The 22717-nt window shown below is 71.9% G+C and carries 17 protein-coding genes and 1 pseudogene; 2 read left to right on the forward strand and 16 right to left on the reverse strand.

Annotated elements, in window-relative coordinates; translation table 11 throughout:
• Positions 1–30: 30 nt before the first annotated feature.
• From ACGFYN_RS21630 to ACGFYN_RS21640, 3 genes are all read right to left on the reverse strand, one after another.
• Positions 31–3405, reverse strand: a complete 3375-nt coding sequence (locus ACGFYN_RS21630) for a pyruvate carboxylase (RefSeq protein ID WP_393867679.1) — start codon at positions 3403–3405, stop codon at positions 31–33.
• An 83-nt stretch (positions 3406–3488) separates the two neighbouring features.
• Positions 3489–3950, reverse strand: a complete 462-nt coding sequence (locus tag ACGFYN_RS21635) for a (2Fe-2S)-binding protein (RefSeq protein WP_393867465.1) — start codon at positions 3948–3950, stop codon at positions 3489–3491.
• A gap of 37 nt (positions 3951–3987) precedes the next feature.
• Complete coding sequence (locus tag ACGFYN_RS21640; RefSeq protein WP_393867680.1) at positions 3988–6063, reverse strand: molybdopterin cofactor-binding domain-containing protein; 2076 nt, start codon at positions 6061–6063, stop codon at positions 3988–3990.
• A 347-nt stretch (positions 6064–6410) separates the two neighbouring features.
• Between ACGFYN_RS21640 and ACGFYN_RS21645 the strand changes: the two genes are divergently transcribed.
• A complete protein-coding gene (locus ACGFYN_RS21645) occupies positions 6411–7676 on the forward strand; it encodes a YhgE/Pip domain-containing protein (protein ID WP_393867466.1) in 1266 nt (421 codons plus the stop codon).
• A gap of 109 nt (positions 7677–7785) precedes the next feature.
• Here ACGFYN_RS21645 and ACGFYN_RS21650 read toward each other — a convergent pair whose 3' ends face one another.
• On the reverse strand, positions 7786–8550 hold the full coding sequence (locus tag ACGFYN_RS21650) for an MBL fold metallo-hydrolase (protein ID WP_393867467.1): 765 nt from the start codon (positions 8548–8550) through the stop codon (positions 7786–7788).
• Positions 8551–9086: 536 nt separating this feature from the next.
• Between ACGFYN_RS21650 and ACGFYN_RS21655 the strand changes: the two are divergent.
• Positions 9087–9209 (forward strand): annotated as a pseudogene (locus tag ACGFYN_RS21655) (GNAT family N-acetyltransferase); the annotation flags it as partial.
• Here ACGFYN_RS21655 and ACGFYN_RS21660 read toward each other — a convergent pair.
• The 12 genes from ACGFYN_RS21660 to ACGFYN_RS21715 form a co-directional block, all read right to left on the reverse strand.
• The gene (locus ACGFYN_RS21660) at positions 9169–10209 is read right to left on the reverse strand and encodes a sugar kinase (RefSeq protein ID WP_393867468.1); all 1041 of its coding nucleotides are present in this window, start codon (positions 10207–10209) and stop codon (positions 9169–9171) included. The pseudogene ACGFYN_RS21655 and the gene ACGFYN_RS21660 overlap by 41 nt on opposite strands.
• Positions 10206–11081 carry an SMP-30/gluconolactonase/LRE family protein gene (locus tag ACGFYN_RS21665; RefSeq protein ID WP_393867469.1) on the reverse strand — a complete coding sequence of 292 codons (876 nt, stop codon included), beginning with the start codon at positions 11079–11081 and terminating at the stop codon, positions 10206–10208. The genes ACGFYN_RS21660 and ACGFYN_RS21665 overlap by 4 nt, the downstream gene beginning before the upstream one ends.
• A gap of 34 nt (positions 11082–11115) precedes the next feature.
• On the reverse strand, positions 11116–11745 hold the full coding sequence (locus ACGFYN_RS21670) for a bifunctional 4-hydroxy-2-oxoglutarate aldolase/2-dehydro-3-deoxy-phosphogluconate aldolase (RefSeq protein ID WP_393867470.1): 630 nt from the start codon (positions 11743–11745) through the stop codon (positions 11116–11118).
• Between the two features lie 25 nt (positions 11746–11770).
• Positions 11771–12592 (reverse strand): hypothetical protein, encoded by an 822-nt coding sequence (locus tag ACGFYN_RS21675; RefSeq protein ID WP_393867471.1) that lies wholly within the window; start codon positions 12590–12592, stop codon positions 11771–11773.
• A 10-nt stretch (positions 12593–12602) separates the two neighbouring features.
• Positions 12603–13748 carry a galactonate dehydratase gene (dgoD, locus tag ACGFYN_RS21680; RefSeq protein WP_393867472.1) on the reverse strand — a complete coding sequence of 382 codons (1146 nt, stop codon included), beginning with the start codon at positions 13746–13748 and terminating at the stop codon, positions 12603–12605.
• Positions 13745–14494 (reverse strand): FadR/GntR family transcriptional regulator, encoded by a 750-nt coding sequence (locus ACGFYN_RS21685; protein WP_393867473.1) that lies wholly within the window; start codon positions 14492–14494, stop codon positions 13745–13747. The genes dgoD and ACGFYN_RS21685 overlap by 4 nt, the downstream gene beginning before the upstream one ends.
• A gap of 58 nt (positions 14495–14552) precedes the next feature.
• The gene (locus tag ACGFYN_RS21690) at positions 14553–15326 is read right to left on the reverse strand and encodes an SDR family NAD(P)-dependent oxidoreductase (protein WP_393867474.1); all 774 of its coding nucleotides are present in this window, start codon (positions 15324–15326) and stop codon (positions 14553–14555) included.
• A 63-nt stretch (positions 15327–15389) separates the two neighbouring features.
• Entirely contained in the window at positions 15390–17492 is a 2103-nt protein-coding gene (locus ACGFYN_RS21695; RefSeq protein WP_393867475.1) for an alpha-galactosidase, read from the reverse strand.
• Positions 17489–18337, reverse strand: a complete 849-nt coding sequence (locus ACGFYN_RS21700; RefSeq protein ID WP_393867476.1) for a carbohydrate ABC transporter permease — start codon at positions 18335–18337, stop codon at positions 17489–17491. Before ACGFYN_RS21700 ends, ACGFYN_RS21695 begins: the two co-directional genes overlap by 4 nt.
• Positions 18337–19272 carry a carbohydrate ABC transporter permease gene (locus ACGFYN_RS21705; protein ID WP_393867477.1) on the reverse strand — a complete coding sequence of 312 codons (936 nt, stop codon included), beginning with the start codon at positions 19270–19272 and terminating at the stop codon, positions 18337–18339. Before ACGFYN_RS21705 ends, ACGFYN_RS21700 begins: the two co-directional genes overlap by 1 nt.
• 1 nt (position 19273) lies before the next feature.
• Positions 19274–20566: an ABC transporter substrate-binding protein gene (locus tag ACGFYN_RS21710; protein WP_393867478.1), complete on the reverse strand. Its 1293-nt coding sequence runs from the start codon at positions 20564–20566 to the stop codon at positions 19274–19276.
• 14 nt (positions 20567–20580) lie between these two features.
• Positions 20581–22686 (reverse strand): glycoside hydrolase family 27 protein, encoded by a 2106-nt coding sequence (locus ACGFYN_RS21715; protein WP_393867479.1) that lies wholly within the window; start codon positions 22684–22686, stop codon positions 20581–20583.
• Between the last annotated feature and the right edge of the window lie 31 nt (positions 22687–22717).

Raw genomic sequence — 22717 nt, forward strand, 5'->3', positions numbered from 1 at the left:
CGGGGCCGCCCCATGGGGTCGGAGCCGGGATCACCCGATCTCGACGAGCAGGTCACCGCCCTCGACCTGCTGGATCTTGTTGATGGCCAGGCGCGAGACCCGGCCCGCCTTCGAGGCGGTGATCGCGGCCTCCATCTTCATCGCCTCGATGGTCGCCACCGTCGCCCCGGCGTCCACCTCGTCGCCCTCGGAGACCGCGAGCGTGACCACACCGGCGAACGGTGCGGCGACATGGCCCGCATTGGCCCGGTCGGCCTTCTCGGTGACCGGGATGTCGGAGGCCGCGGAGGTGTCCCGCACCTGGATCGGCCGGAGCTGGCCGTTCAGGGTGGACATCACGGTCCGCAGTCCGCGCTCGTCGGCCTCACCGACGGCCTCCAGCTCGATCAGCAGCCGCACGCCGGGCTCCAGGTCGACGGCGTACTCCGTGCCGGGACGCAGACCGTAGAAGAAGTCCTTGCTGTCCAGCACGCTGGTGTCGCCGTACGCCTGGCGGTGGCTGTCGAAGTCGCGCGTCGGGCCCGGGAACAGCAGCCGGTTGAGCGTGGCGCGGGGCTCCTTCGCCAGGCCCTCGCGATCCTCCGGCGTCAGCTCCTGCACCGGCTTGGCGTCGGCGCGGCCCTCAAGTGCCTTGCTGCGGAAGGGCTCCGGCCAGCCGCCGGGCGGGGTGCCCAGCTCGCCGCGCAGGAAGCCGATGACGGAGTCGGGGATGTCGTAGCGGTTCGGGCTCGCCTCGAAGTCGGCCGGTGCGACCCCCGCGCCCACCAGGTGCAGGGCGAGGTCGCCGACCACCTTGGAGGACGGGGTGACCTTGACCAGACGCCCCAGCATCCGGTCGGCCGCCGCGTACATCGCCTCGATGTCCTCGAAGCGGTCGCCGAGGCCGAGCGCGACGGCCTGGGTGCGCAGGTTGGACAGCTGGCCGCCGGGGATCTCGTGGTGGTAGACGCGCCCGGTCGGGGAGGCGAGGCCCGCCTCGAAGGGGGCGTAGATCTTGCGGACGCTCTCCCAGTACGGCTCCAGGTCGCCGATCGCCTGGAGGTCGAGGCCGGTCGGCCGGTCGGAATAGTCGGTCGCGGCCACGATCGCCGACAGCGACGGCTGCGAGGTCGTACCCGCCATGGAGGCGACCGCGCCGTCCACCGCGTCCGCGCCCGCCTGGATCGCGGCGAGGTAGGTGCCGAGCTGGCCGCCCGCGGTGTCGTGGGTGTGCAGGTGCACCGGCAGGTCGAACTCCCGGCGCAGCGCGGACACGAGGGTCGCGGCGGCCGGGGCGCGCAGCACGCCGGCCATGTCCTTGATGGCCAGGACGTGGGCGCCCGCCTCGACGATCTGCTCGGCGAGACGCATGTAGTAGTCCAGCGTGTACAGGCGCTCGTTCGGGTTCGACAGGTCCGCGGTGTAGCAGAGGGCGACCTCGGCGACCGCGGTGCCCGTCTCGCGTACCGCCTCGATGGCGGGGCGCATCTGACCGACGTCGTTGAGGGCGTCGAAGATGCGGAAGATGTCGATTCCGGTGGCGGCGGCCTCCTGCACGAAGGCGTCGGTCACCTCGGTCGGGTACGGGGTGTAGCCGACGGTGTTGCGCCCGCGCAGCAGCATCTGCAGACAGATGTTGGGGACGGCCTCGCGCAGCGCGGCCAGCCGCTCCCACGGGTCCTCGGCGAGGAAGCGCAGGGCGACGTCGTACGTCGCACCGCCCCAGCACTCCAGCGAGAGCAGCTCGGGCAGCGTGCGCGCGACCACCGGGGCGACCGCCAGGAGGTCCTTGCTGCGTACGCGGGTGGCGAGCAGGGACTGGTGGGCGTCGCGGAAGGTGGTGTCCGTGACGCCGATGGTCGGCGACTCGCGCAGCCGGCGGGCGAAGCCCTCCGGGCCCAGGTCGACCAGCTTCTGCCGCGAACCGGCAGGCGGCTCGCCCTCGGGGAGCGAGGGCAGCTTCGTGGTCGGGTCGATCAGGTGCGGGCGCTCGCCGTGCGGCCTGTTGACCGTGACGTCGGCCAGGTACGTGAGCAGCTTGGTGCCGCGGTCCGCGGAGGAGCGCGAGGTCAGCAGGTACGGGCGCTGCTCGATGAACGACGTCGTCACCCGCCCGGCCTGGAAGTCCGCGTCGTCCAGCACCGCCTGCAGGAACGGGATGTTGGTGGCCACACCACGGATGCGGAACTCGGCCACGGCACGCCGGGCCCGGCCGATCGCGGCCTTGAAGTCCCGGCCCCGGCAGGTCAGCTTGACCAGCATGGAGTCGAAGTGGGCGCTGATCTCCGTACCGGCGTGGGTCGTTCCGCCGTCGAGGCGGATGCCCGAGCCGCCGGGCGAGCGGTAGGCGCTGATGCGGCCGGTGTCCGGGCGGAAGCCGTTCGCCGGGTCCTCGGTGGTGATACGGCACTGCAGGGCCGCGCCGTGCAGCTTCACCGTCTCCTGCGACAGGCCGAGGTCGGCCAGCGTCTGGCCGGAGGCGATGCGCAGCTGGGCCTGGACGAGGTCGACGTCGGTGACCTCCTCGGTGACCGTGTGCTCGACCTGGATGCGCGGGTTCATCTCGATGAAGACGTGGTTGCCGTCGGGGTCGAGCAGGAACTCCACGGTGCCCGCGTTGCGGTAGCCGATCTCGCGGGCGAAGCGCACCGCGTCGGCGCAGATGCGGTCGCGCAGCCCGGGGTCGAGATTGGGCGCCGGGGCCATCTCGATGACCTTCTGGTGGCGGCGCTGCAGCGAACAGTCGCGCTCGAAGAGGTGGATGACGTTGCCCTCGCCGTCGGCGAGGATCTGCACCTCGATGTGGCGGGGGTCGACGACGGCCTTCTCCAGGAAGACGGTCGGGTCACCGAAGGCGGAGGCCGCCTCACGGGACGCCGCCTCGATCGACTCACGCAGCGCGGCCGGGTCCTCGACGCGGCGCATACCGCGCCCGCCGCCGCCCGCGACCGCCTTCACGAACACCGGGAAGCCGATCTCCTCGGCCGCGGCGACGAGTTCGTCGATGTCGTTGGAGGGCTGGGACGAGCCGAGGACGGGGACGCCGGCCGCACGGGCGGCGGCCACGGCGCGCGCCTTGTTGCCGGTCAGTTCCAGGGTGTGCGCGCTGGGCCCGACGAACGTGATGCCCGCCTCCTCGCACGCGCGCGCGAGCTCAGGATTCTCGGACAGGAACCCGTACCCCGGGTAGACCGCGTCCGCGCCCGCCTGCCGCGCGGCGCGGACGATCTCCTCGACGGAGAGATACGCCCGCACGGGGTGCCCCTGCTGGCCGATCTCGTACGCCTCGTCGGCCTTGAGCCGGTGCAACGAGTTGCGGTCCTCGTGCGGGAAGACGGCGACGGTCCTTGCGCCGAGCTCATACCCGGCGCGGAACGCCCTGATCGCGATCTCACCACGGTTGGCGACCAGCACCTTGCGGAACATCACCGCTCCCTTCAGCCTGACGATGACGTGCACCATGGTGTCGGTCACGATCGCGTCACGCCATGTGAGCCGGGACACTCATATCAAGGTGTGATCTCGGTTGCCGCCCGCCTGATTGCTTCGCGTATGCGGGGGTAGCTGCCGCAGCGGCATACGTTCTCGATGCGGTCGATGTCCTCGTCGGACGGCCGGGGCGTCTTCTTCAGCAGGGCCGCGGCGGCCATGATCTGGCCGGGCTGGCAGAACCCGCACTGCGCCACGTCGCACTCCAGCCAGGCCTGCTGCACCGGGTGCAGCGCGTCCCCGTCGGCCAGCCCCTCGATGGTCGTGACCTGGCGTTTCGCACAGTCGGCGACCTTCACGACACAGGGCTGGATCTCCTCCCCGTCCAGGTGACTGGTGCAGGCGCGGCAGACGCCGACACCGCAGCCGTACTTGGGGCCGGTGACGTGCAGCAGGTCGCGCAGCACCCACAGCAGCGGCATGTCGGCGGGGGCCTCGACGGTGACCTGCTCGCCGTTGAGGACGAAGGAGTACGAGGGCATCGGAACCTTCTCGGAGCGTCTCAGCATGTGAACGGTCTCAGAATGTGAGCGGGAAACGGCGGGGCTTGGTGCCGGTCGCGCGTGCGTAGGCGTTGGCGACTGCCCCGGACGCGGCCGGCACCCCCAGCTCACCGGCCCCGCCCGGCTCCCCCTTCGACGGCATGATGTGCGCCTCGAAACGCAGCGGAGCGTCCCGCTGCCGGGCCCACCGGAAATCACTGAAGCTGCCCTCGCGCACGGCGCCGCGGTCGATGTGCAGCCCGGCGCTCAGCACGGTGGAGATCCCGTCGACCGCGGTCCCCATCAGCTGTGCCTCCAGACCGCGCGGGTTGACGGCGGTCCCGACGTCGGCCGCCATCACCACCCGGGTCACCCGTGGCTTCTTCGGATCGGTCGCGTCGATCTCGGCCAGACAGGCCACGCACGAGCCGTACTCCTCGTGCACGGCCACCCCCTGCCCATGTCCGTCGGGCAACGCCCGGCCCCAGTCCCCGGCCTGGGCGACCTTGTCGAGCACGGCACGCACGGCCTTGCTCCGCAGCGTCGTACGGCGTAAGGCGACCGGGTCCCTGCCGAGGCTGCGGGCCACCTCGTCCACCATGATCTCCTCGGCGGTCCGCATCGTCCCGGAGTCCACGGACCGCCAGGCGCCGAGCGGCATCGCGAGGTCGACGCCGCCCGAGCCGCCGGAGATGCGGCCGAAGTTGTAGAGCCCGGAGTCGCTGAGGGCGGGGGCGGACACCCTGCGTACGAAGGAGGCCTGGCTCGCGGACGCGTTCCTCCCGTACGACTCGTTCACCGAGGACATCGCATGGGTAAAGGCGACCACCCGGCCGTCCTTGTGGCTGACCCGGATGCGGTGGTGGCCGGCGGGCCGCATCCGGCCGTGCCGGGTGTCGTCGTTGCGGCTCCACATGAGTTTCACCGGACGGTGGGAGGCCTTCGAGATCTGGGCTGCCTCAACCGCCGCGTCGAAGGTCAGCCGCCGCCCGAACGAGCCGCCGCCGCGCATCACATGGACCGTGACCGCGGACGCGGGCAGCCCGACCGCGTGGGCGATGGTGTCGCGGGCCTCCATCGGCGTCTGGGAGGAGAACCAGATCTCGGCCTTGTGCGCCCGCACATCCGCGATCGCGGTCAGCACCTCCATCGGCGCGTGGCTGACGAACGCGAACGCGAACTCTCCCTCGACCTGCGCCGACCCGCGAGGCGGCGTGCCGAGACGCGGAACCGCGGTCCGCAGCCGGGCGCGGATGCCGTCGTCGGACAGGGCGGCCAGCGGCCCCGGCGTCCACTTGATCTTCAGGGCGTCGCGCGCCTGGAAGGCGTGGTGGAAGGACTCGGCGACCACGGCGACCCCGCCCGGGACCCGGACGACGGCATGCACTCCGGGCATGGCGCGCGCGGCCCGGTCGTCGACGGAGACGACCTTGCCGCCGATCGTGGGCGGCCGGGCCACCACGGTCGGCTTCGCCCCGGCCACGTTCAGGTCGCCGGTGTACTGCGCCTTCCCGGTGACCAGATCCCGGGCGTCGACCCGGTTCGTCGCCCGGCCGATCACCTGGTGCCGCGACGCCGGTTTCGGCTTGGCGGACACGGCCGTACGACGGATGCGGGCGGCGCTCGCGCTCAGCGATCCGAAGGTGGCGGTACGGCCGTCCGGCGCGATCACCATCGTGTCCCGGGTGCGCAGGGTCGAGGCCGGCAGGTGCCAGCGCCGGGCGGCGGCGGTGACGAGCCGGGCGCGTGCGGTGGCGGCGAGCTGCCGGGCGGGCCCGTAGAGCGAACTGACCGAACTGGAGCCGCCGGTGGACTGGTTGCCCTTGGTGCGGGCGTCGGCGAGTGGGATGTCGACGTCGGCGAGCCGGGCGTCCAGCTCCTCGGCGATCATCATGGCCACGGCGGTGGTGATGCCCTGGCCGACCTCGACCCGCGGCAGCCGTACGACGACCTTGTCGGCCCGGGTGACCTCCAGGACAAGCATCTCCTCGTCGGCGCCGGTCACCAGCACTCCCGAGGCGTCCCGGCGGGGCACGGACCCTTGGGCGGAGGAGGTGTCGCAGGCGAGCGGGGCGGCGATGGTGAGGGTGGTGGCGGCCAGGGAGTAGACCATGAAACGGCGGCGGGAGACGGCGGAGCGCGGGGACTTCTCGGCCTGTACGGCCTGTACGGCCGGACGGGTGTCTGCGGCGGAGGGATTCTTGCCGTCCAACACGGCCTCCTAGCGGGTCGGTCCGGCTCATACGCGGATTCCTCCGGCCGAGCACTCACCTCGACCGTCCGCGTCGTCACCAGATATGAGGGACCAGTCGCCCCGTGGGTTCCCTGAGAGCCGAGTGCCGTTGACTTCCGGCCTCTCACGCGCGGCTTGCCCTCCTTCGTCCCCACTTCTCCGTAGGCTCTGGGTCCGTACACGAGCCGTGCGGTGGACTCCCGTCCTCCCCCGACCTACGGAGAGCCATGGCCGACGTCAGCCCCCAGGCCCGTGCCGCCAGTCTGCTGGGCCGCCCCAAACTGTGGCTCGTGCCCACCGTCCTGACCGGACTGCTCGCCCTGCTGCTGGCGCTCCTCTACATGGGCGGCATCGTCAACCCGCAGGGCGCCCTGCACCATCTGCCCATCGCCCTGGTCAACAGCGACACCAGCAAGCCGCCGCCCGGGCAGAAGCAGAACGCGGGTGCGCAGATCGCCGCCGCGATCACCTCCAACAAATCCAACGACAAGGCCGAGTGGCGCACCCTCACCCGCGCACAGGCGCAGGACGAGCTGGACTCCGGCAAGGTCTACGGCGCCCTGGTCATCCCGTCCGACTTCACCGCGTCGCTCACCGCGCTCACCACCGCCAACGCCACCACCCGGCCGACGATGACGGTGCTCACCAATCCCGGCAAGGGCAGCCTGGGTTCCTCCCTCGCCAGTCAGATCACGATGGCGGCGGCGCACCAGGCCTCGCAGACCATCGGCAGGCAGCTCACCGCGGCCGCTGGAGGTCAGGCCAACTCCACGACCAAACTCCTGCTGGCCGACCCGGTGAACGTCGTCACCCAGGTGGGCCACCCGATCGGCAGCCACAGCGGGCTCGGCCTGAGCGCCTTCTACTACACGCTGCTGCTGGTCCTGGCCGGCTTCATGGGCGGCAACATCATCACCAACGCCGTCGACACCGCCCTCGGCTACACCGACAGCGAGATCGGCCCCTGGCACACCCGGCGCCCGACCGTGCCGATCAGCCGCACCCAGACGCTGCTGCTGAACATGGCGCTGACCGCGGGCATCACGGTCGTCAGCGTCTCCCTGATCATGGTCGCCACCATCAGCATTCTGGGCATGGACGCCACCCACATCCCGCTGCTGTGGATCTACTCCTACTGCGCAGCCCTCGCCGTCGGGCTGGGCGTGCAGGCCATCAACGCTGCCTTCGGCGGGGTCGGCCAGCTGGTCTCCATGTTCGTGTTCATCGTCCTGGGCCTGCCCTCCTCGGGCGCCACCGTGCCCCTCCAGGCGGTCCCCGGCTTCTACCGCTTCCTCTCCCACTTCGAGCCGATGCGCCAACTCAGCGACGGCGTCCGCGCCATCCTCTACTTCGACGCCCGCGGCGACGCCGGCCTGACGCGCTCCTGGATCATGATCGCGATCGGCGCGGCGCTGGCGCTGCTCTTCGGGTTCGTGATGACGCGGTACTACGACCGCAGGGGGCACAAGCGGCTTACGCCGCAGCCGGTTTGAGAGCCGGCCGGGAGACGAACACCGACGATTGTCGGCGTCGGCTGAGAAGCGGCTCTGCCGAGTTGTCCGGCCAGACCCGCCAGGGACTCGCGAGCGATCAGGGAAGGCCCTACCGTCCTCGGGCCTGCTCCAGGTTCGACCGGTGGGGGCCGGAGAGCCAGTCCGCATGGGGGCCCAGGCGCGAGTCCACGGGTTCCTCTCCTCGCCGGAGCGCGTCGACGTAGGCATGATCGGCGGCGAGGCGGGCCGCCGTCTCGGGCCCCTCGGCAACGGCGCCGTGGCCGGGGACCACGACGTCGACGTGGCCGGCGGCCTCGTCCAGCCGGTCGAGTGCCGCCTCGTAGGCGCCCACCTGATCGTGCTGGCGGAAGTCGAAGAGCGGGATCAGTACGTCGGAGAGCATGTCGCCGACGAGCAGGACGCCACGGTCCGCGAGGAGGATCGCGGCGTGGCCGACGGCGTGCGCCTGATGCTCGATGATCTCGCCCGGCACGGGCCCGCCGTCCGCGGGCAGGGCGGTGCTGAGCGCGATCAGCTCGAGAGGGATGCCGGTCGAACTCTCGGCCGCCATCGCCTGCGCCCGCTCCCGGGCTCCACCGGCTACGCGGGTGGCGGCGGGGGTGGCGTAGCGCGGCACGTCGCCGAACCGGGGATGCCAGAGCAGGTGGTCCCAGTGGGGATGGGTGGAGAACCCGGCGACCACCGGGATGTCCAACTGGTCCACGTCGTCGGCGAGTTGATCCAACTCGGAGCCATGGATGCCGGGATCGATCAGGATCAACCCAGCGTCCCCGCGCACCACGACGGAATTGGACCAGACCCACTCGCTCTGCCGGACCCAGACGCCGTCGGCGACCTGCTTCAGCTTGCCCATCTCCACTCCGATCGGTCGGCTACAGTGCTGAGACTCCGATCGGCGGCCGAAATCATCGCTTTGGGCGTTCTTCCCAGTTCTTCCCAGAGCTTCCTGTCCCGCTGGAACCACGACGCGACGAAGCACCTGACGCCGTCCGCGGACTCGGCGTACAGGAGCCGGTGGGTGGTCAGCTCCTGGTTCGGGCAGATCGCCCTGGCAGCTTCCGGACGGGGCCTACGCAGCCGACGGCCCGACGCGGTCCGCCAGACCCGCCAGATGGCCAGCCCAGCCCCAGCAGGGCGAGCGTGAGGGCGAGCAGGGCGACGGAGTCCGCCGGTGCCACGGCTGCCGTGGTGCCGGCGGGCAGGAGGGCGAGGCCGGAGGTAACCGTGACGGGTCTGGGGCCGTAGCGGTCGACCAGCCAGCCAGCCGGTCGGCGGCGAGGGCAGATACACGGCGCCGACGTGGATGGCGATGACCAGGCCGGAGGCGGCGGTGCCGTGACCGTGCTCGTGCATGTGCACCGGTGTCATCGTCATGACGGCGGTCATCACATCCTCTCTCGCCAGGAACGTCCCTCCCTGCACGTCGCCGAGGCGAACGCCAACGCGATCGCCCTCTACGAACGGCTCGGCTTCAAGACCCGCCGGCCGGTGACCTTCCACGGCTACCGCACCCAGCGACGGCCCCTGACGACCACTCCTCGTCGCCGAGGTCGAGGAGCGTCGCGATCATGACGGCGTCCGGCAGTGGGCCGTGGTCGCCCGTCACCCGGAGGGCCGACGAGGCGGTGATGTGGCCGAGCCGCAGGGCGCGCCGCAGGTCCTCGCCGCGCAGCAGGCCCGTCAGGAAACCGGCGGCGAAGGCGTCGCCCGCGCCGACGGGCTCCACGACCTCCGCGGGCAGGGCGGGAACGGTGCACACGTCCTCGTCGGACTCGGTGAAGGCGTGGGCGGCGAGTCCTCCGTCCTTGACGACGAGGATGCGCGGGCCCTTCAACAGCCGCCGCACGTCGGCCGGTTCGAGCTCGGCGCCCCACAGATCCTGCGCCTCGTCGAGGCCGACGAAGGCGATGTCCGCTCGGTCGGCCAGGTCGCGCAGCACGGTGGCCGCCGTGCCCTCCGGCCACAGCGCCGGGCGGTGGTTGACGTCGAAGCTGACGGCGTACGGGCGTTCCGGCGTCGGCGGGGTGGCCAACGCCCGTTCCACCAGGTCCCGGCAGGACGGGGACAGCGCGGGGGTCACTCCCGTGAGGTGCACGAGCGCTGCCGAGCGCACCCGCTCGTCGTCCAGCGTGTCGGGTCCGAGGGCAGAGGCGGCCGAACCGCTGCGGTAGTAGTGGACGCGCGTGCGGTCGCGGCCCGGGTCCTTCACCAGCAGGCCGGTGGGCCGTTGCGGATCGGTCCGTACGCCCATGACGTCGACGCCCGAGGCGGCCACGGCCGCGCGCACCCGGCGGCCGAACGCGTCGTCGCCGAGCGCCGAGAGCCAGGACACGCTACGACCCAGATCCGCGAGGTACATGGCGACGTTCGACTCGGCTCCGGCCACCGACAGGCGCAGGTCCTCGGCGGTGTCGAGGGGGCCGCTCGGGGTGGGCGCCAGGGCGGCCATGGTCTCGCCGATGCAGACGACAGGGCCGTCCGGCGGGAACGGGATGCCGGGCACGCCGTTCATGACACCTCCGGGGAGGGGCGGTAGGCGGCGGCCGGTGTCCCCGGCACGTCGACGCGGGCGGTGAACAGGGCGCCGTCGAGCGGGCCGGGTGCGGTCAGGCCCACGCGGGCCGTGGTGATGTGCAGGACGTCCTCCCGAAGGCAGACGCCGGCGGGCCGGCTCGCGGGCAGGCGCAGGGTGCGGTCGAGCCGGCCGTCCGCCAGATGTCGACGTACGGTCCCGGTGCCCCAGACCGCGATCCACACGGCTCCTTCGACGTCGACGGTCATGCCGTCGGGGCTGCCGTCGCCGATGGTCACGAAGGGCTCCGGTGTGCCGAGTTCGCCGGTCGCCGGGTCGACCGGGTAGCGGCGGACAACGCCTCGTGCGCTGTCGGCGAGGTACATCGAGGTGCCGTCGGCTGTGAACGCCGGCCCGTTCGGCACAGTGATGTTGTCCAGGACGCGTGTCACCGTGCCGTCGTGGTCGACCCGGTACAGCGAGCCGGCTCCCTCGTCGGCGTCGTAGGCCATGCTGCCCGCCCAGAACCGGCCGGAGGGGTCCGTGGCCGCGTCGTTCATCCGCATGGGGAGCGGGGCGCCGTCCTCGGGGCGCGCCAGCCAGGTCTGCGTTCCATCGAGGGCGAGCAGGCCGATGCCCGTGCCCGCGGCGGCGATCCAGGTGCCGGGGCGGCCGGTGACGGGGGCGACCGCGCCCAACGGGACGGGCAGCTGGGCCAGTTCCTTCAGGGGCGCGGTGGGATCGTCGGGCGCGGCCAGCAGCCGGCCCGCAAGGATGTCGACCAGCACGATGCCGGAGCCGGTCCAGCGGATGCCTTCACCGAGTTCAAGGCGGTCGGGGCGGAGGGATTCGTCGGGTGCAAGGGCGGTCACAGCGCCCGCACCTCACCCGACACCAAGGTGGTCATCACGCGACCTCCCCCACCACTGCCCTGAAAGCACGGGCCCGCTCCCTCAGTTCCGTGATACTGCCGCCGTCCGCCGCGTCCCCGATCAGCGGCGAGCCGACGCCGACCGCGGTCGCACCGGCCGCCAGATAGGCGCGCGCGGCGGTCTCGTCGACTCCGCCCACCGGCACGAACGGCGCGTCGGGGAACGGCCCGCGCAGCGCCTTGACGTAGGCGGGTCCACCGGCCTGCGCGGCCGGGAAGATCTTCAGTGCGGCGGCGCCGAGGCCGCGGGCGGTCACGATCTCGGTCGGTGTCATCACCCCGGCCAGGACCGGCAGGCCCAAGTCCCGTGCGGCGGCGACGCCTTCGCCGAGCGCCGGAGTGACCGCGAAGTCCGCTCCCGCCCCACGGGCGGCCCGGGCGTCGTCCGCCGTCAGGACCGTTCCCGCGCCGAGAGCACGGTCGGGGCCGAGCGCCTGCCGGGCCTGCCCGATGACGGTGAGGGCGTCCTTGCCGGTCAGGGAGACCTCGATCAGCTCGATGCCCTCGGCGGCCAGGGCCAGCACGGTGCGCAGGGCGGCGGCGGGGTCGTCCCCGCGCACGATGGCGACGAGTCGGTGGGCGGCCAGGGCCGCTCGTAGATCCATGAGAGGTGCTCCAATACATAGGGTTTCAGGGGCAGTTGCAGCCCGCGGTCACAATGAGCCGCCAGCGGACCTCGCCGGACGCGGGCACTTCCGCGGCGTCGCCGGAGCCCGCCTCGGCCAGGTCGAAGACGCGGCCGAGCATCGGCTCGACGCCCGTGCTGCGGTAGGGGTCGGCGTCCGGGAAGCCACCGAGGTTGCGCCACAGCGCGATCGACACGGGCTGAGCCCCACCTCCGGGGTCTTCGAGGACTCCGAGAACTTCGAGGGTGAACGACAGGCGGTCCTCGTCGTCGTGGACACACGCGCGATCGGCGTCGACGACCGCTCCGACCGCCGTTCCGTCGTCCGGGCCGAAGCGGTCCAGGCGCGATCCGTCGGGTGTCGGCCAACTGCCTTTGACCCAGGAGTCGTTCGCCGACGGGTACAGCCGGGTGCTCGCCCCCTCGGGCAGCCGTACGGTCGCCCGAGGCGAGAGTTCGAGCAGGGCGTGCGCGGCCCACACGAACCGGAAGCCGGGGTCGGCCCGGAGCACGTAGTCGACCCGGCCTTCCTCCCCAACGGTCCGGCTCAGCGAGAACTGCTCACAGCTCACGCTCTCCGTCCCGGCCCCGCCGCTCGTCCACGCCCGCGACCACGCATCACCGTGATCGGGCGTCCCCCGCACGGTCGGCACGCACTCCTCAAGCCCACCCGCGTCCACGAAGGCGTCCCCCGGCACGACCTCGTCGCGCCCGGTCCCCTCCCGCCGCCACAGCCATTCCCGCCCGCCCGCGTTCAGCGAGGTCCAACGCCCGCCGTGCGCCGCATCGGTGACGATCTCCAGCGATCCCAGTGACCCCACCGTCACCACTTGCCCCTCACCACTCCGCGAACGAGCCGTCGGCATGCCGCCACACCGGGTTGCGCCAGGTGTGCCCGGTGCGGTCCGCAGCCCGCACGGCGGCCTCGTCGACGGTGATGCCGAGCCCGGGCGCGTCGCCGCGCGGCGCGTACCCGTCCACGAACCGGAAAGGCTCGGCGTCGACGACGTACGAGAGCAGATCCGCGCCCTTGTTGTAGTGGATGCCGCGGCTCTGCTCCTGGATGAGGAAGTTCGGTGTGGCGAAGGCGACTTGGAGGCTCGCCGCCAGCGCTATCGGACCGAGTGGGCAGTGCGGGGCGAGCTGGGCGCCGTAGGTCTCGGCGAGTGAGGCGATGCGGTGGACCTCGGAGATACCGCCTGCGTGCGAGAGGTCGGGCTGGGCCACGGCGACGCCGGCGGTGAGGACGGGCAGGAACTCGGAGCGGGAGTAGAGGCGTTCGCCGGTGGCCAGTGGCACGGAGGTGGAGGTGACCAGGCCCGGCAGCAGATGGCTCTGCTCGGGCAGGACCGGCTCCTCCACGAACAGCGGGTGCAGCGGGGCGAGTTCGGCCAGGACGCGGCGCGAGGCGGCGGCGCTGAAGCGGCCGTGGAAGTCGACGGCGACGTCGCGGTCCGGGCCCAGGGCCTCCCGGGCGGCGGCCACGCGGGCGACGACGGCCGCGGTCTCGGCGACGGTGGAGACCGGCGAGGTGGCTCCGGCGCCGTTCATCTTCACCGCGGTGAAGCCGGCCTCCACCTGTTCGGCGATCTGCTCGCCGAGCTCGGCGGGCTCGTCGCCGCCGACCCAGGCGTAGACCCGGACCCGGTCGCGCACGGGGCCGCCCAGCAGGGCGTGCACCGGGGCGCCGTAGGTCTTGCCGGCGATGTCCCACAGCGCCTGGTCGAGCCCGGCGACGGCGCTGGAGAGGATCGGGCCGCCCCGGTAGAAACCGCCCTTGGTGAGGACCTGCCAGTGGTCCTGGATGCGCAGCGGGTCCTGGCCGACGAGGTACTCGGCGAGCACGTCCACGGCGGCCCGCACGACCTCGGCGCGGCCCTCCACCACGGGCTCTCCCCAGCCGACCACGCCGTCGTCGGTCTCCACGCGGCAGAACAGCCAGCGCGGTGGGACCAGGAAGGTTTCGATACGGGTGATCTTCACTGGGGGATGGTGCCTTCCGTCTCGTCGTCCTCGTCGTCGGCGGTGCCGATCCGGTCCAGGTCGCGGCCGGCCTGGTCGAGCAGGGCCCGCATGGCGGCCTCGGCGGACGGCGGATCCTGCTCGCGTACGGCGTCCAGGACGGCGCGGTGGGCCGGTATGGGGTCCTCGCTGTGCGGGGAGCTGTGCACGATGCGGTCGCGGTGGGCGAGACCGGACTCGATCACCATCTCCATGCGTTCGAGAAGTTCGTTGTGGGTGGCGGTGAGCAGGGCGCGGTGGAAGGCGAGGTCGGCCTCGACGGCGTGCGCGGGCCCGGCGTCCTCCTCCCCCATCGCCGTGATCGCCTCGTCCAGGGCGGCCAGGTCGGCGTCGGTGCGGCGCTCGGCGGCCAGGCGGACGGCTGCGGGCTCGATGATCGCCCGGACCTCGGCGAGGTTGTGCAGCAGTGCCCGGTCGGCCTCGCCTGCCCGGCCGCCCTCGAACTGCCAGCGCAGCACGTCGGCGTCGAGCAGGTTCCAGTCGGCCCGGGCGCGGACGAAGGTGCCGCGTTTCTGGCGGGCGTCGACCATGCCCTTGGCGGCGAGCACCTTCAGGGACTCGCGCAGGGCGGTCAGGCTCACGTCCAGTTCGCTCTGCAGCGCCACCAGGTCGAGCGTGGCCCCCTCGGGGATCTCGCCGCCCAGGATGCGGCGGGCGAGTGCCTCCACGGTCTGGCCGTGCACGCCGCGGCGGGCATAGGGCGTCATGTCGTACAGCCTTTCTTCGTCTGCTTCACGGTGGGCGTCCGCTTCACGGTGTGCGCGCTCATGCCGAGGCCTTCACGACGCTCCAGCCGCCGTCCACGACGAGGCTCGTACCGGTGATGTAGGACGCCTCGTCGGCGGCGAGGAAGGCGATGGCCGCAGCCACCTCCTCGGGCGTCCCGAACCGCCGGGCGGCCGTCTCGGCGACGCTGCGCTCGCGCTCGTCCTCGGGCACCCTGTCCCAGGCCCCGGTCAGGATCGGGCCCGGTACGACGGCGTTGACCCGCACCTCGGGCCCGTACTCGACGGCGAGCTGGCCGCACAGGGAGAGCAGGGCGCCCTTGGAGGCGGCGTAGGCGGGGTGGCCGGGGATGCCGCGGTGGGCGTGGACGGACGAGGTCAGTACCACCGCTCCCTGCCGCGCCCGGAGATCGGGCAGGAGAGCCCGCACTCCGAGGAAGCTGCCGGTCAGGTTGACGTCGAGCTGGCGCTGCCAGGACGGCAGGGTCATCTCGTGGGCGGGCGTGACGTCGACGGTGAAGGCATTGCTGACCAGTACGTCCACCGGCCCGAAGGCGCGCGCGGCGGCGGCGACCCGCGCCCAGTCCTCCTCGGCGGCGACGTCGGCGGTCACGAACCGGGCCCGCCCGCCGTCCTTGATGATCCGCTTGGCCACCGCCTCGCCGCGCTCCTCGGCGACGTCGGCGAGCACCACGCCGGCTCCCTCCTCGGCCAGGCGTGCGGCGGTCGCGGCTCCGATGCCGGAGGCGGCTCCGGTGACCACGGCCGTGCGGCCGGTGAAGCGGGCGCCGTGCCGTCGTGCGGGCTGGTCCATCGTGGAATCCGACTCCTTCGCGGGAAAGGGCTTGCTGGAAAACATAAGGGGCTCACTCACGTGTCACCACGACGAGGTTCGCGTATCGGCACGGCCAGGTTCACGCGTCAGCACGACCAGGTCGGCGTCGTGCTCGGCGCTCCAGGCGAACGGGAGCCCGTAGTGGAGCAGATGGGCCCCGCCGTACGTCGTCCCGGTCGCCGTGTCGCGGTAGCGCGCCGCAGGGTCGAGCCCTCGCAGCCGCAGCCGGTCGGGACGGCCGGGCAGCAGCGGGGCGCCGTCCAGGCGGCCGGTGCTCAGCGCGGCGACGACGGTCCGCTCGCCGGCGTCGTACTGCACCCCGCAGGCCGGGTCCTCCGGGCTGCCGAGCAGCCGCGCCTCCCCATGGTGCATCACGTGCCGCACCTCCTTGTAGCGGGCGATCCAGCTCGCGGCCTCCGTCCGCTGCTCCGGCGACCACGCGCGCAGGTCGGCACCCACGCCCAGGACCCCGCACATGGCGTTGACGAAGCGGAAGGCGAGGCTGCGCGGACGCGGGTCGAAGACGCCGGGAGCGTCGGTGACCCAGGAGCTCATGACGTGCGGGGCGTGCGCGTGCAGGAAGCCGTACTGGGTGGCGAGCCGGTCCAGCGGGGCGGTGTTGTCGCTGGGCCACACGACGTCGGTACGGGCGATCGTGGCGTGCTCGATCCGTCCGCCGCCGCCCGCGCAGCCCTCGACGGTCACGCCGGGGTGGGCGGTGCGCAGGTGGTCGAGGACGCGCAGGTAGCCGGCGACGTGCTCGGCGTCGAGGTCGAGGCGGTCGGCGGGACCGGCGCCGGGGCGGGCGCGCTCGGTCGGCGGGCGGTTCATGTCCCACTTCAGGTAGCTGATGGCGTGGGCCCCGAGGAGCCGGTCGAGCGTGCCGATCACGAAGTCCTGGACGTCCGTACGGCCGAGGTCGAGCAGGAGCTGGTTGCGGACCAGGCGGGCGGGCCGGCCCTCGATCCGGTAGGCCCATTCGGGGTGCTCGGCGTACAGGCGGCTGTCGGGACTGACGGCCTCGGGCTCGACCCACAGGCCGAAGTCCAGTCCCAGCGCGCGGACGTCGTCGACGAACCGGCCGAAGCCGTCCGGGAACGCCGCCGGGTCGGGGTACCAGTCGCCCAGTCCCCCGGTGTCGTCGCCGCGCCCGGTGAACCAGCCGTCGTCCACGACGAACAGCTCGGCGCCGATGTCGGCGGCCACCTTGGCCAGTTCCAGTTGTCCGGCCGCCTCGACGTCGAAGCCGGTCGCCTCCCAGGAGTTGTAGAGCACCTTGCGCGGGCGGTGCAGCCGCTCGCCGGTCAGCCGGCGCTCGTAGCGGTGCCAGACGCGGGACAGGCCGTCGAGCCCTTCCGGGCTGAAGGCGCAGGCCAGGCGGGGTGTCACGAGGGTTTCACCGGCGGCCAGCAGTACGGCGCCCTCGTGCGGGACCCGCCCGGCGCGCACGCGCACGCTGCCGCCCGGCTCGGCCTCCGCCGTCATGTGCCAGTTGCCGGACCACTCCAGGGCGATGCCGTACGCCGCCTCCCCGTCCTGCACGGCGAGCCAGGGCGCGTACGCGTGGCCAGGCGCACCTTGGAGGCTGCCGATGCTGAACGTGCCCCGGGGCAGGTCGAGTTCGGTGCGCCGGAACTCCTGCGACCACTGCCCGCTCAGATACGTCAGCGTGGCCGCCGCCCCCGTGACGGGGATGTTCACGGCGGCCGAGTCGAACCGCTCCAGCCGCAGCTCCTCATCGCGGGCGGTGTGTTCCGTCCAGCGCAGGATCACGTCCGTGCCCGGCACGCTCTCGTAGCACAGGACCGTACGCAGACCGAGCAGGTCGTCGGCGAAAGCGAGCCGCAGCGTGCCCTCGCCCTCCTCGGCTCCCTCGAACTCCCACCACACGCCCCGCTCCTCACCGGGACGGGCTGCCACGAGGTCGGCGCCGGTGAACGGCCGTAGTCCGTACGGCAGATACTCGGCGGGGGCCGCGTCGGCGGGCGTGATGAAGTGGGTGCGGTGCGACCAGTCCAGGGCGGAGGGGCCGTCCTCGACGCCGGGCGGGCCCCAGGCGTCGAGCTCGGCCCACGGGCCGTCCGGGGACAGGCGCACGGTGTAGCTCGTGTGCTCGGTGCGCAAGGTCCAGCGCCGGTACGTCACTTGACCGCTCCCAGGTTGAGTCCGGCCACGAAGTGCCGCTGGAAGCGGAGGAAGACGGCGACCGTGGGTGCGGCGGCGATGACCGAGCCAGCGGCGATCACGTTCCACATCGACACGTACTGGCCCTGAAGTCCGATGAGGGCGGCGGTGATCGGCATCTTGGTGTCGCTGCGCAGGACGGTGATCGCCCAGAGCAGGTCGTTGAAGATCCAGGTGAAGGACAGGGCGCTCAGCGCGGCCAGGGCGGGACGGGTCAGCGGCAGGATGATCCGCCAGAAGATCTGCCAGGGGCCGGCGCCGTCGACGACCGCGGCCTGCTGGATCTCCGGCGGGATCGACCGCATGAAGCCGTGCAGGACGAAGACGTAGAAGCCGACGCCGAAGCCGATCTGCACGCCGATCAGCGCGGGCAGGGTGTCGTAGACGCCCATCATCTCGCTGAGCTTGGAGACCGGGATGAGCAGGATCTGCGGCGGCAGCAGGTTGCCGCCGAGCATGAGCAGCAACAGCGCGCGGCGGAAGGGGAGTTCGTAGCGGCTGAGGGCGAACGCTGCCATCGCGGCGAGGGCGAGCGTGATCAGGACGCAGGGCACGGTCACGATCAGGCTGTTGATCAGGGCCCGCTGCTGTCCCCCGTCGGACCACGCCTGGCCGAAGTTGGACAACGTGAAGGATCGTGGCCAGCTGCCCAGGCCGTGGGCGGCGATGTCGTCGAAGGAGCGCAGGCTGGTCACCAGGACCAGCACGATGGGCAGCAGCCACAGGACGGCCAGCGCGCCGGCGCCGAGGTGGAATCCGGCCGTCGCGGCCCGCTTGCGGCGCACCGCCGCGGAGTTGGCGGACATCAGTCGGCCTCCCGGAACGCGCGGACGAGGTAGGAGGCGATGACGCCGAAGGCCAGCACGAAGATGACGACGGCGAGGGCGGAGCCGTAACCAAGTCGCAGGGACTGGAAGGCGGTTGAGTACATGTAGGTGCTCAGCAGCTCGGACGAGTGGTAGGGGCCGCCGCGGGTCAGTGACCACACGACGTCGAAGGAGCGCAGCGAGTCGATGACGATGACGGACACAACGACCGCGTTGACACTGCGCAGTTGGGGCAGGGTGACGTGGCGGAAGCGCTGCCAGGCGCTCGCGCCGTCAACCTTGGCGGCCTCGTAGAGCGCCGGGTCGATGCCCTTGAGGCCGGCCAGGTAAAGGACCATGACGTAGCCGATCTGCCGCCACAGCGCGGGCACGATCACCGCGTACAGGGCGGTGTCCTGGTCGGCGAGCCAGGGGTGCTGGAGGCTGCCGAGGCCGACGGAGTCCAGCAGGCGGTTGAGGACGCCGTCGGGCTGGTAGATCGCCTGCCAGACGAGGGCGGTGGCGACCAGCGAGAAGACGACGGGCAGGAAGAGGGCGGCACGGTAGAAGCCGACGCCCCGCCGCTCCTGCTGGAGCAGGAGGGCGGCGGCGAGCCCCAGGACGGCGGACAGTCCGCCGAAGACGACCAGCCACAGCACGGTGTGGCCGGCCGCGCTGCGGAAGACGTCGTCGTGGGCCATCTCCCGGAAGTTGTCCAGGCCGACGAACTGCGGCGCCGAGACGCCGTCCCACTTGGTGAGGGCGAGGTAGAAGCCCTGCAGGGCGGGCCAGAAGACCCACACGGACTCCGCGAGCAGCGGGATCAGGACGAAGGCGAGGACGAGGGGTGGGGTGCGCCGGGAGCCCCGGGCCCGCTTGCCGCCTGCTGGCGTGCGGACCTGGGACTTCCGTTCGGGTGCGGTCAGGACGGCCATCTCAGGCGTTCCAGATCTTCTCGGCGTCGCGCTGCCAGTCGGTCAGGATGGAGCCGATCGACCTGGGCTTGGCCAGGAACTTGGTCAGCGCGGTGTCCGCGGTGGGCTGGAGCGCGTCGCTGGAGTCGCGGTTGAAGAACTGGGTGATCTCGGCGGCCGAGGCGACGTGCTCGCGGCCCTTCTTCACCAGCGCGGTCCCGGCGTCCTTGGCGTCGGGGTTGCAGGGCAGGACGGTTCCGGATGAGCCCTTGATGTAGGTCTCCTGAGCCTCCGCGGTGGCGAGGTAGCGCATCAGGTCGTAGACCTGCTCGCGGCGGCCGGTGCGGGCGCTGGCGAAGTAGCCGTCCACGGGGGCCTCTTCGGCGAGCGGGACCTTGGCGTCGATGATCGGGAAGCGGAAGAAGTCGATGTCGTCCAGGGCGCTCTTGGGCGCCGCGTCGGCGAAGAAGGTGCCGATGAGCATCATGCCGGTGTGGCCGTTGAGCAGAGCGGTCGTGGCGTCCTGGAAGGGGATGGCGACGCCGTTCGGGTCGAAGTACGGATGCACCTCCTGCCAGCGGTCGAAGACCTTGCGCACCTCGGGGTCGTCGAACCGGTGCTTCCCGGCGAGGAGTTCGCGGTGGTACTGGGCGCCGTTGATCCGTATGTCGAGGTAGTCGAACCAGGCCGACGCCACCCAGGGGGTGTTGCCGCCGGCGCCGAGCCCGATCGGCGCGATGCCCTTGCTCTTGAGCTTGTCGCACAGGTCGAGGAAGTCGTCCCAGCTCTTGGGGAGTTCGCGCACGCCCCACTTGGCGAAGTTGGACTTCCGGTAGAACATGCCCCACCAGTAGTAGGTGGCGGGCACGAACACCTTCTTGCCCGAGCTGGAGGTGCACAGCCGGTTCTGCGCCTTGGAGTAGCGCTTGAGGTCGGGCGAGGAGTTCCACACCTCGTCGAGGTCGAGGAGCAGGTTCTTCTTGGCGTACGCGTCCGCCACCGAGCCGGGGTACCAGGTGTAGACGTCCGGCGGGTTGGCCGAGGTGAGGTACGTCGGCAGCTGGGTGCGGAAGGTCTCGGCGGCGACCGTGTTCAGACTCGCCTTGCCGGAGCCCTGCTTGGCGTAGGCCGCGACGATGTCCTCCATCGCGGTCTTGGCCTGCGGGGCCGAGAGGTTGGACTGGAGGGTCACATCGCCCTTGGAGGACGTCTTGCCCGAGGAGGTCGAGGTGACGCAGCCGCTGAGCAGTGCCGCGGTCCCGGCGGCACCGAGGCCGGCGAGGACCCGGCGGCGACTGGGCTGAAGGTTGGCCATGATTGATTCCTAATTTATGTGAACGGGATGCGGTGCAGGTAGCCGTCGACTCCGCGGAAGACCGCGCCCACGGCTCCGTCCGGTCCGGCGACCGCGCCGAGCGAGCCGTCGAAGGCCGCGCTCGGGAACTCCTGGTGCTTGCTCCAGCCCTGCCAGGCGCCGTCGGCGTACCGCTGCTGCCAGAGCGTGTAGTCGGCGGCCCGCGCGTACAGCACCACCGTGTCCCCGGTGGCGACCAGCGTCGGGCTGCCGCTGACGGTCCCGCCGAGGGAACTCCACGCCGACCACTGGCCCGAGGCGTCCCGCGTCCGGGTCCAGATGTCGTCCGCGGCCGTGCGTACGGCGACGTGGACGCGGCCCGTGCCGTCGACGACGGCGGAGGGACGGCCGTACGTCGGCTTGTCACCCGGGAGTCCGAGCGAGGACCAGCCGGTCGACGGGCCGCGCTGCACCACCGCGCCGTCGGCGCCGCGTGCGAGGAGTGTCCAGTGCGTGGGGTCGGTGAAGGCCACCGAGGGGGCGTCGGTCAACTGCCCGCCCAGGGACTGCCATTGGCTCCAGCGGCCGTGGTCGTGCACCCGCCGGTAGGCACGGTCGTCGGTGCCGCGCACGAAGACGTCGATGCGGCCGCCGGCGGAGGCGTAGGCGGCGGGCTGGCCGAGGATCCTGCCGTGCGTGGGACCGCCCAGCTCACCGGTCCGTCCGCCGTCCGTGTGCTGAACGAGCGAGCCGTCCGGACCGCGGAAGAAAGTGGTCAGCCCGGAGCCGTCGCGCACCACGGCCGGGCTCGCCGACGTCCTCTCGCCCAGGTTCGCGCCCGGCACGGCGTCCGCGCCGGTCAGCTTCAGCAACGCGGTGCCGTGCGCGGGGACCTCGACGGTGTAGGAGTCCGTGTGCGTGCCCCGGTCGGCGCGTGCCCGCAGGTCGCGGACCTGCACCTGGCCGCCGAGGCCGGCGTCGGCGAACCGCACCGTCCGCTGGGCGGCCTTGTCGGAGCGGTTGAGCAGGACGACGGCCCGACGGCCGTGGCCCTGGAGGACCTTGCTGTAGACGTCGCCGACCGAGTCGGTCGCCACCCGTACGCCCTGGACGGCGAGCGGGTCCTGGTCGACCGCGATGATCTCCGGGTTGCGCAGCGTGCCGAGCATCGAGTCGGACAGGGTGCGCGGGTCGGAGCCCAGCATCAGCGGCGAGCCCATCTCGGCCCACATCACGAACTGGCTGGTGGACTCCTCCTGTGTCAGCTCGTACGTCCCGTCGGTCATCTTCCGCATGGGGATGAGGTAGTCCGGGTCGTTGTAGTGGCCTGGGCCCTGCGCCTCCGGGTGCCAGGCGTTGGCGTCCATGTTGCGCAGGATGTTGGGCCACTGGCCGGGGCTCGCGGTGCCCCAGGCGATGTCGGTGCCCGTGCGCCAGGAGTCGGCGGTGGTCGGGCCGTAGAGGTAGGTGTTGTGCGCGTCCTGCTCGGGGGTGTGCGGCAGGCCCCAGTCGTCGGTGAGCGGGTTGCACAGGTTCAGCAGCATCTTGCGGCCGGACTTGGCGACGGCGTCGCTGAACTCCTTGAAAGCGGGCCCCGGATCGAGCTTCGCACCGATCCCGCACAGGAAGTCGACCTTGATCGCGTCGATCTTCCAGTCCGCGAACTGCCGCGCGTCCTGGTCGTAATATCCACGGCTGCCGAGCCCGCAGCTCTTGCCCCCGTCGTAGGCGCCGGCGTCGGTGTAGATACCGGCCCGCAGCCCTCGCTCGTGCAAATAGGAGACCAGCGCGGGGATGCCGGAGGGGAAACGCTCCGGGTTGGCCGTCAACCGCCCCTGTGCGTCACGGGGGTTGTCGGCCTGCCAGCCGCCGTCGAGCCACACGATGTCGTAGCCGGCGTCGCGCAGACCGCTGCCGACCAGCTTGTCGGCGACCGCGCGCACCTCCTTCTCGGTGGGCGCGCCGAGGCCGTAGTAGGTGTTCCAGCCCATGTAGGGCTTGGGGGCGAGACCGCTGTCGTAGTACGCGGGAGCGCCCTGGTCCACGGCGCTCTGCGCGGTGGCCGTGGGGGCGGCGGTCACGCTGAGAACGGTCGCGATGGCGGCGGTCGCCGCCAGTCCTTGCAGGGGTGAAGTCGTCACGGCGAAGACTGTGGCCCGTGGCCGGAACCCT

This window comes from Streptomyces sp. NPDC048419 (genome assembly GCF_043200415.1).
Lineage (GTDB): Bacteria > Actinomycetota > Actinomycetes > Streptomycetales > Streptomycetaceae > Streptomyces.

What these genes read in the sequence shown, in the direction of transcription:
- ACGFYN_RS21630 (WP_393867679.1), bottom strand. Translation starts at nt 3,405, where the DNA reads ATGTTCCGCAAGGTGCTGGTCGCCAACCGTGGTGAGATCGCGATCAGG.
- ACGFYN_RS21635 (WP_393867465.1), bottom strand. Translation starts at nt 3,950, where the DNA reads ATGCCCTCGTACTCCTTCGTCCTCAACGGCGAGCAGGTCACCGTCGAG.
- ACGFYN_RS21640 (WP_393867680.1), bottom strand. Translation starts at nt 6,063, where the DNA reads ATGGTCTACTCCCTGGCCGCCACCACCCTCACCATCGCCGCCCCGCTC.
- ACGFYN_RS21645 (WP_393867466.1), top strand. Translation starts at nt 6,411, where the DNA reads ATGGCCGACGTCAGCCCCCAGGCCCGTGCCGCCAGTCTGCTGGGCCGC.
- ACGFYN_RS21650 (WP_393867467.1), bottom strand. Translation starts at nt 8,550, where the DNA reads ATGGGCAAGCTGAAGCAGGTCGCCGACGGCGTCTGGGTCCGGCAGAGC.
- ACGFYN_RS21660 (WP_393867468.1), bottom strand. Translation starts at nt 10,209, where the DNA reads ATGAACGGCGTGCCCGGCATCCCGTTCCCGCCGGACGGCCCTGTCGTC.
- ACGFYN_RS21670 (WP_393867470.1), bottom strand. Translation starts at nt 11,745, where the DNA reads ATGGATCTACGAGCGGCCCTGGCCGCCCACCGACTCGTCGCCATCGTG.
- ACGFYN_RS21685 (WP_393867473.1), bottom strand. Translation starts at nt 14,494, where the DNA reads ATGACGCCCTATGCCCGCCGCGGCGTGCACGGCCAGACCGTGGAGGCA.
- ACGFYN_RS21690 (WP_393867474.1), bottom strand. Translation starts at nt 15,326, where the DNA reads ATGGACCAGCCCGCACGACGGCACGGCGCCCGCTTCACCGGCCGCACG.
- ACGFYN_RS21700 (WP_393867476.1), bottom strand. Translation starts at nt 18,337, where the DNA reads ATGTCCGCCAACTCCGCGGCGGTGCGCCGCAAGCGGGCCGCGACGGCC.
- ACGFYN_RS21705 (WP_393867477.1), bottom strand. Translation starts at nt 19,272, where the DNA reads ATGGCCGTCCTGACCGCACCCGAACGGAAGTCCCAGGTCCGCACGCCA.
- ACGFYN_RS21710 (WP_393867478.1), bottom strand. Translation starts at nt 20,566, where the DNA reads ATGGCCAACCTTCAGCCCAGTCGCCGCCGGGTCCTCGCCGGCCTCGGT.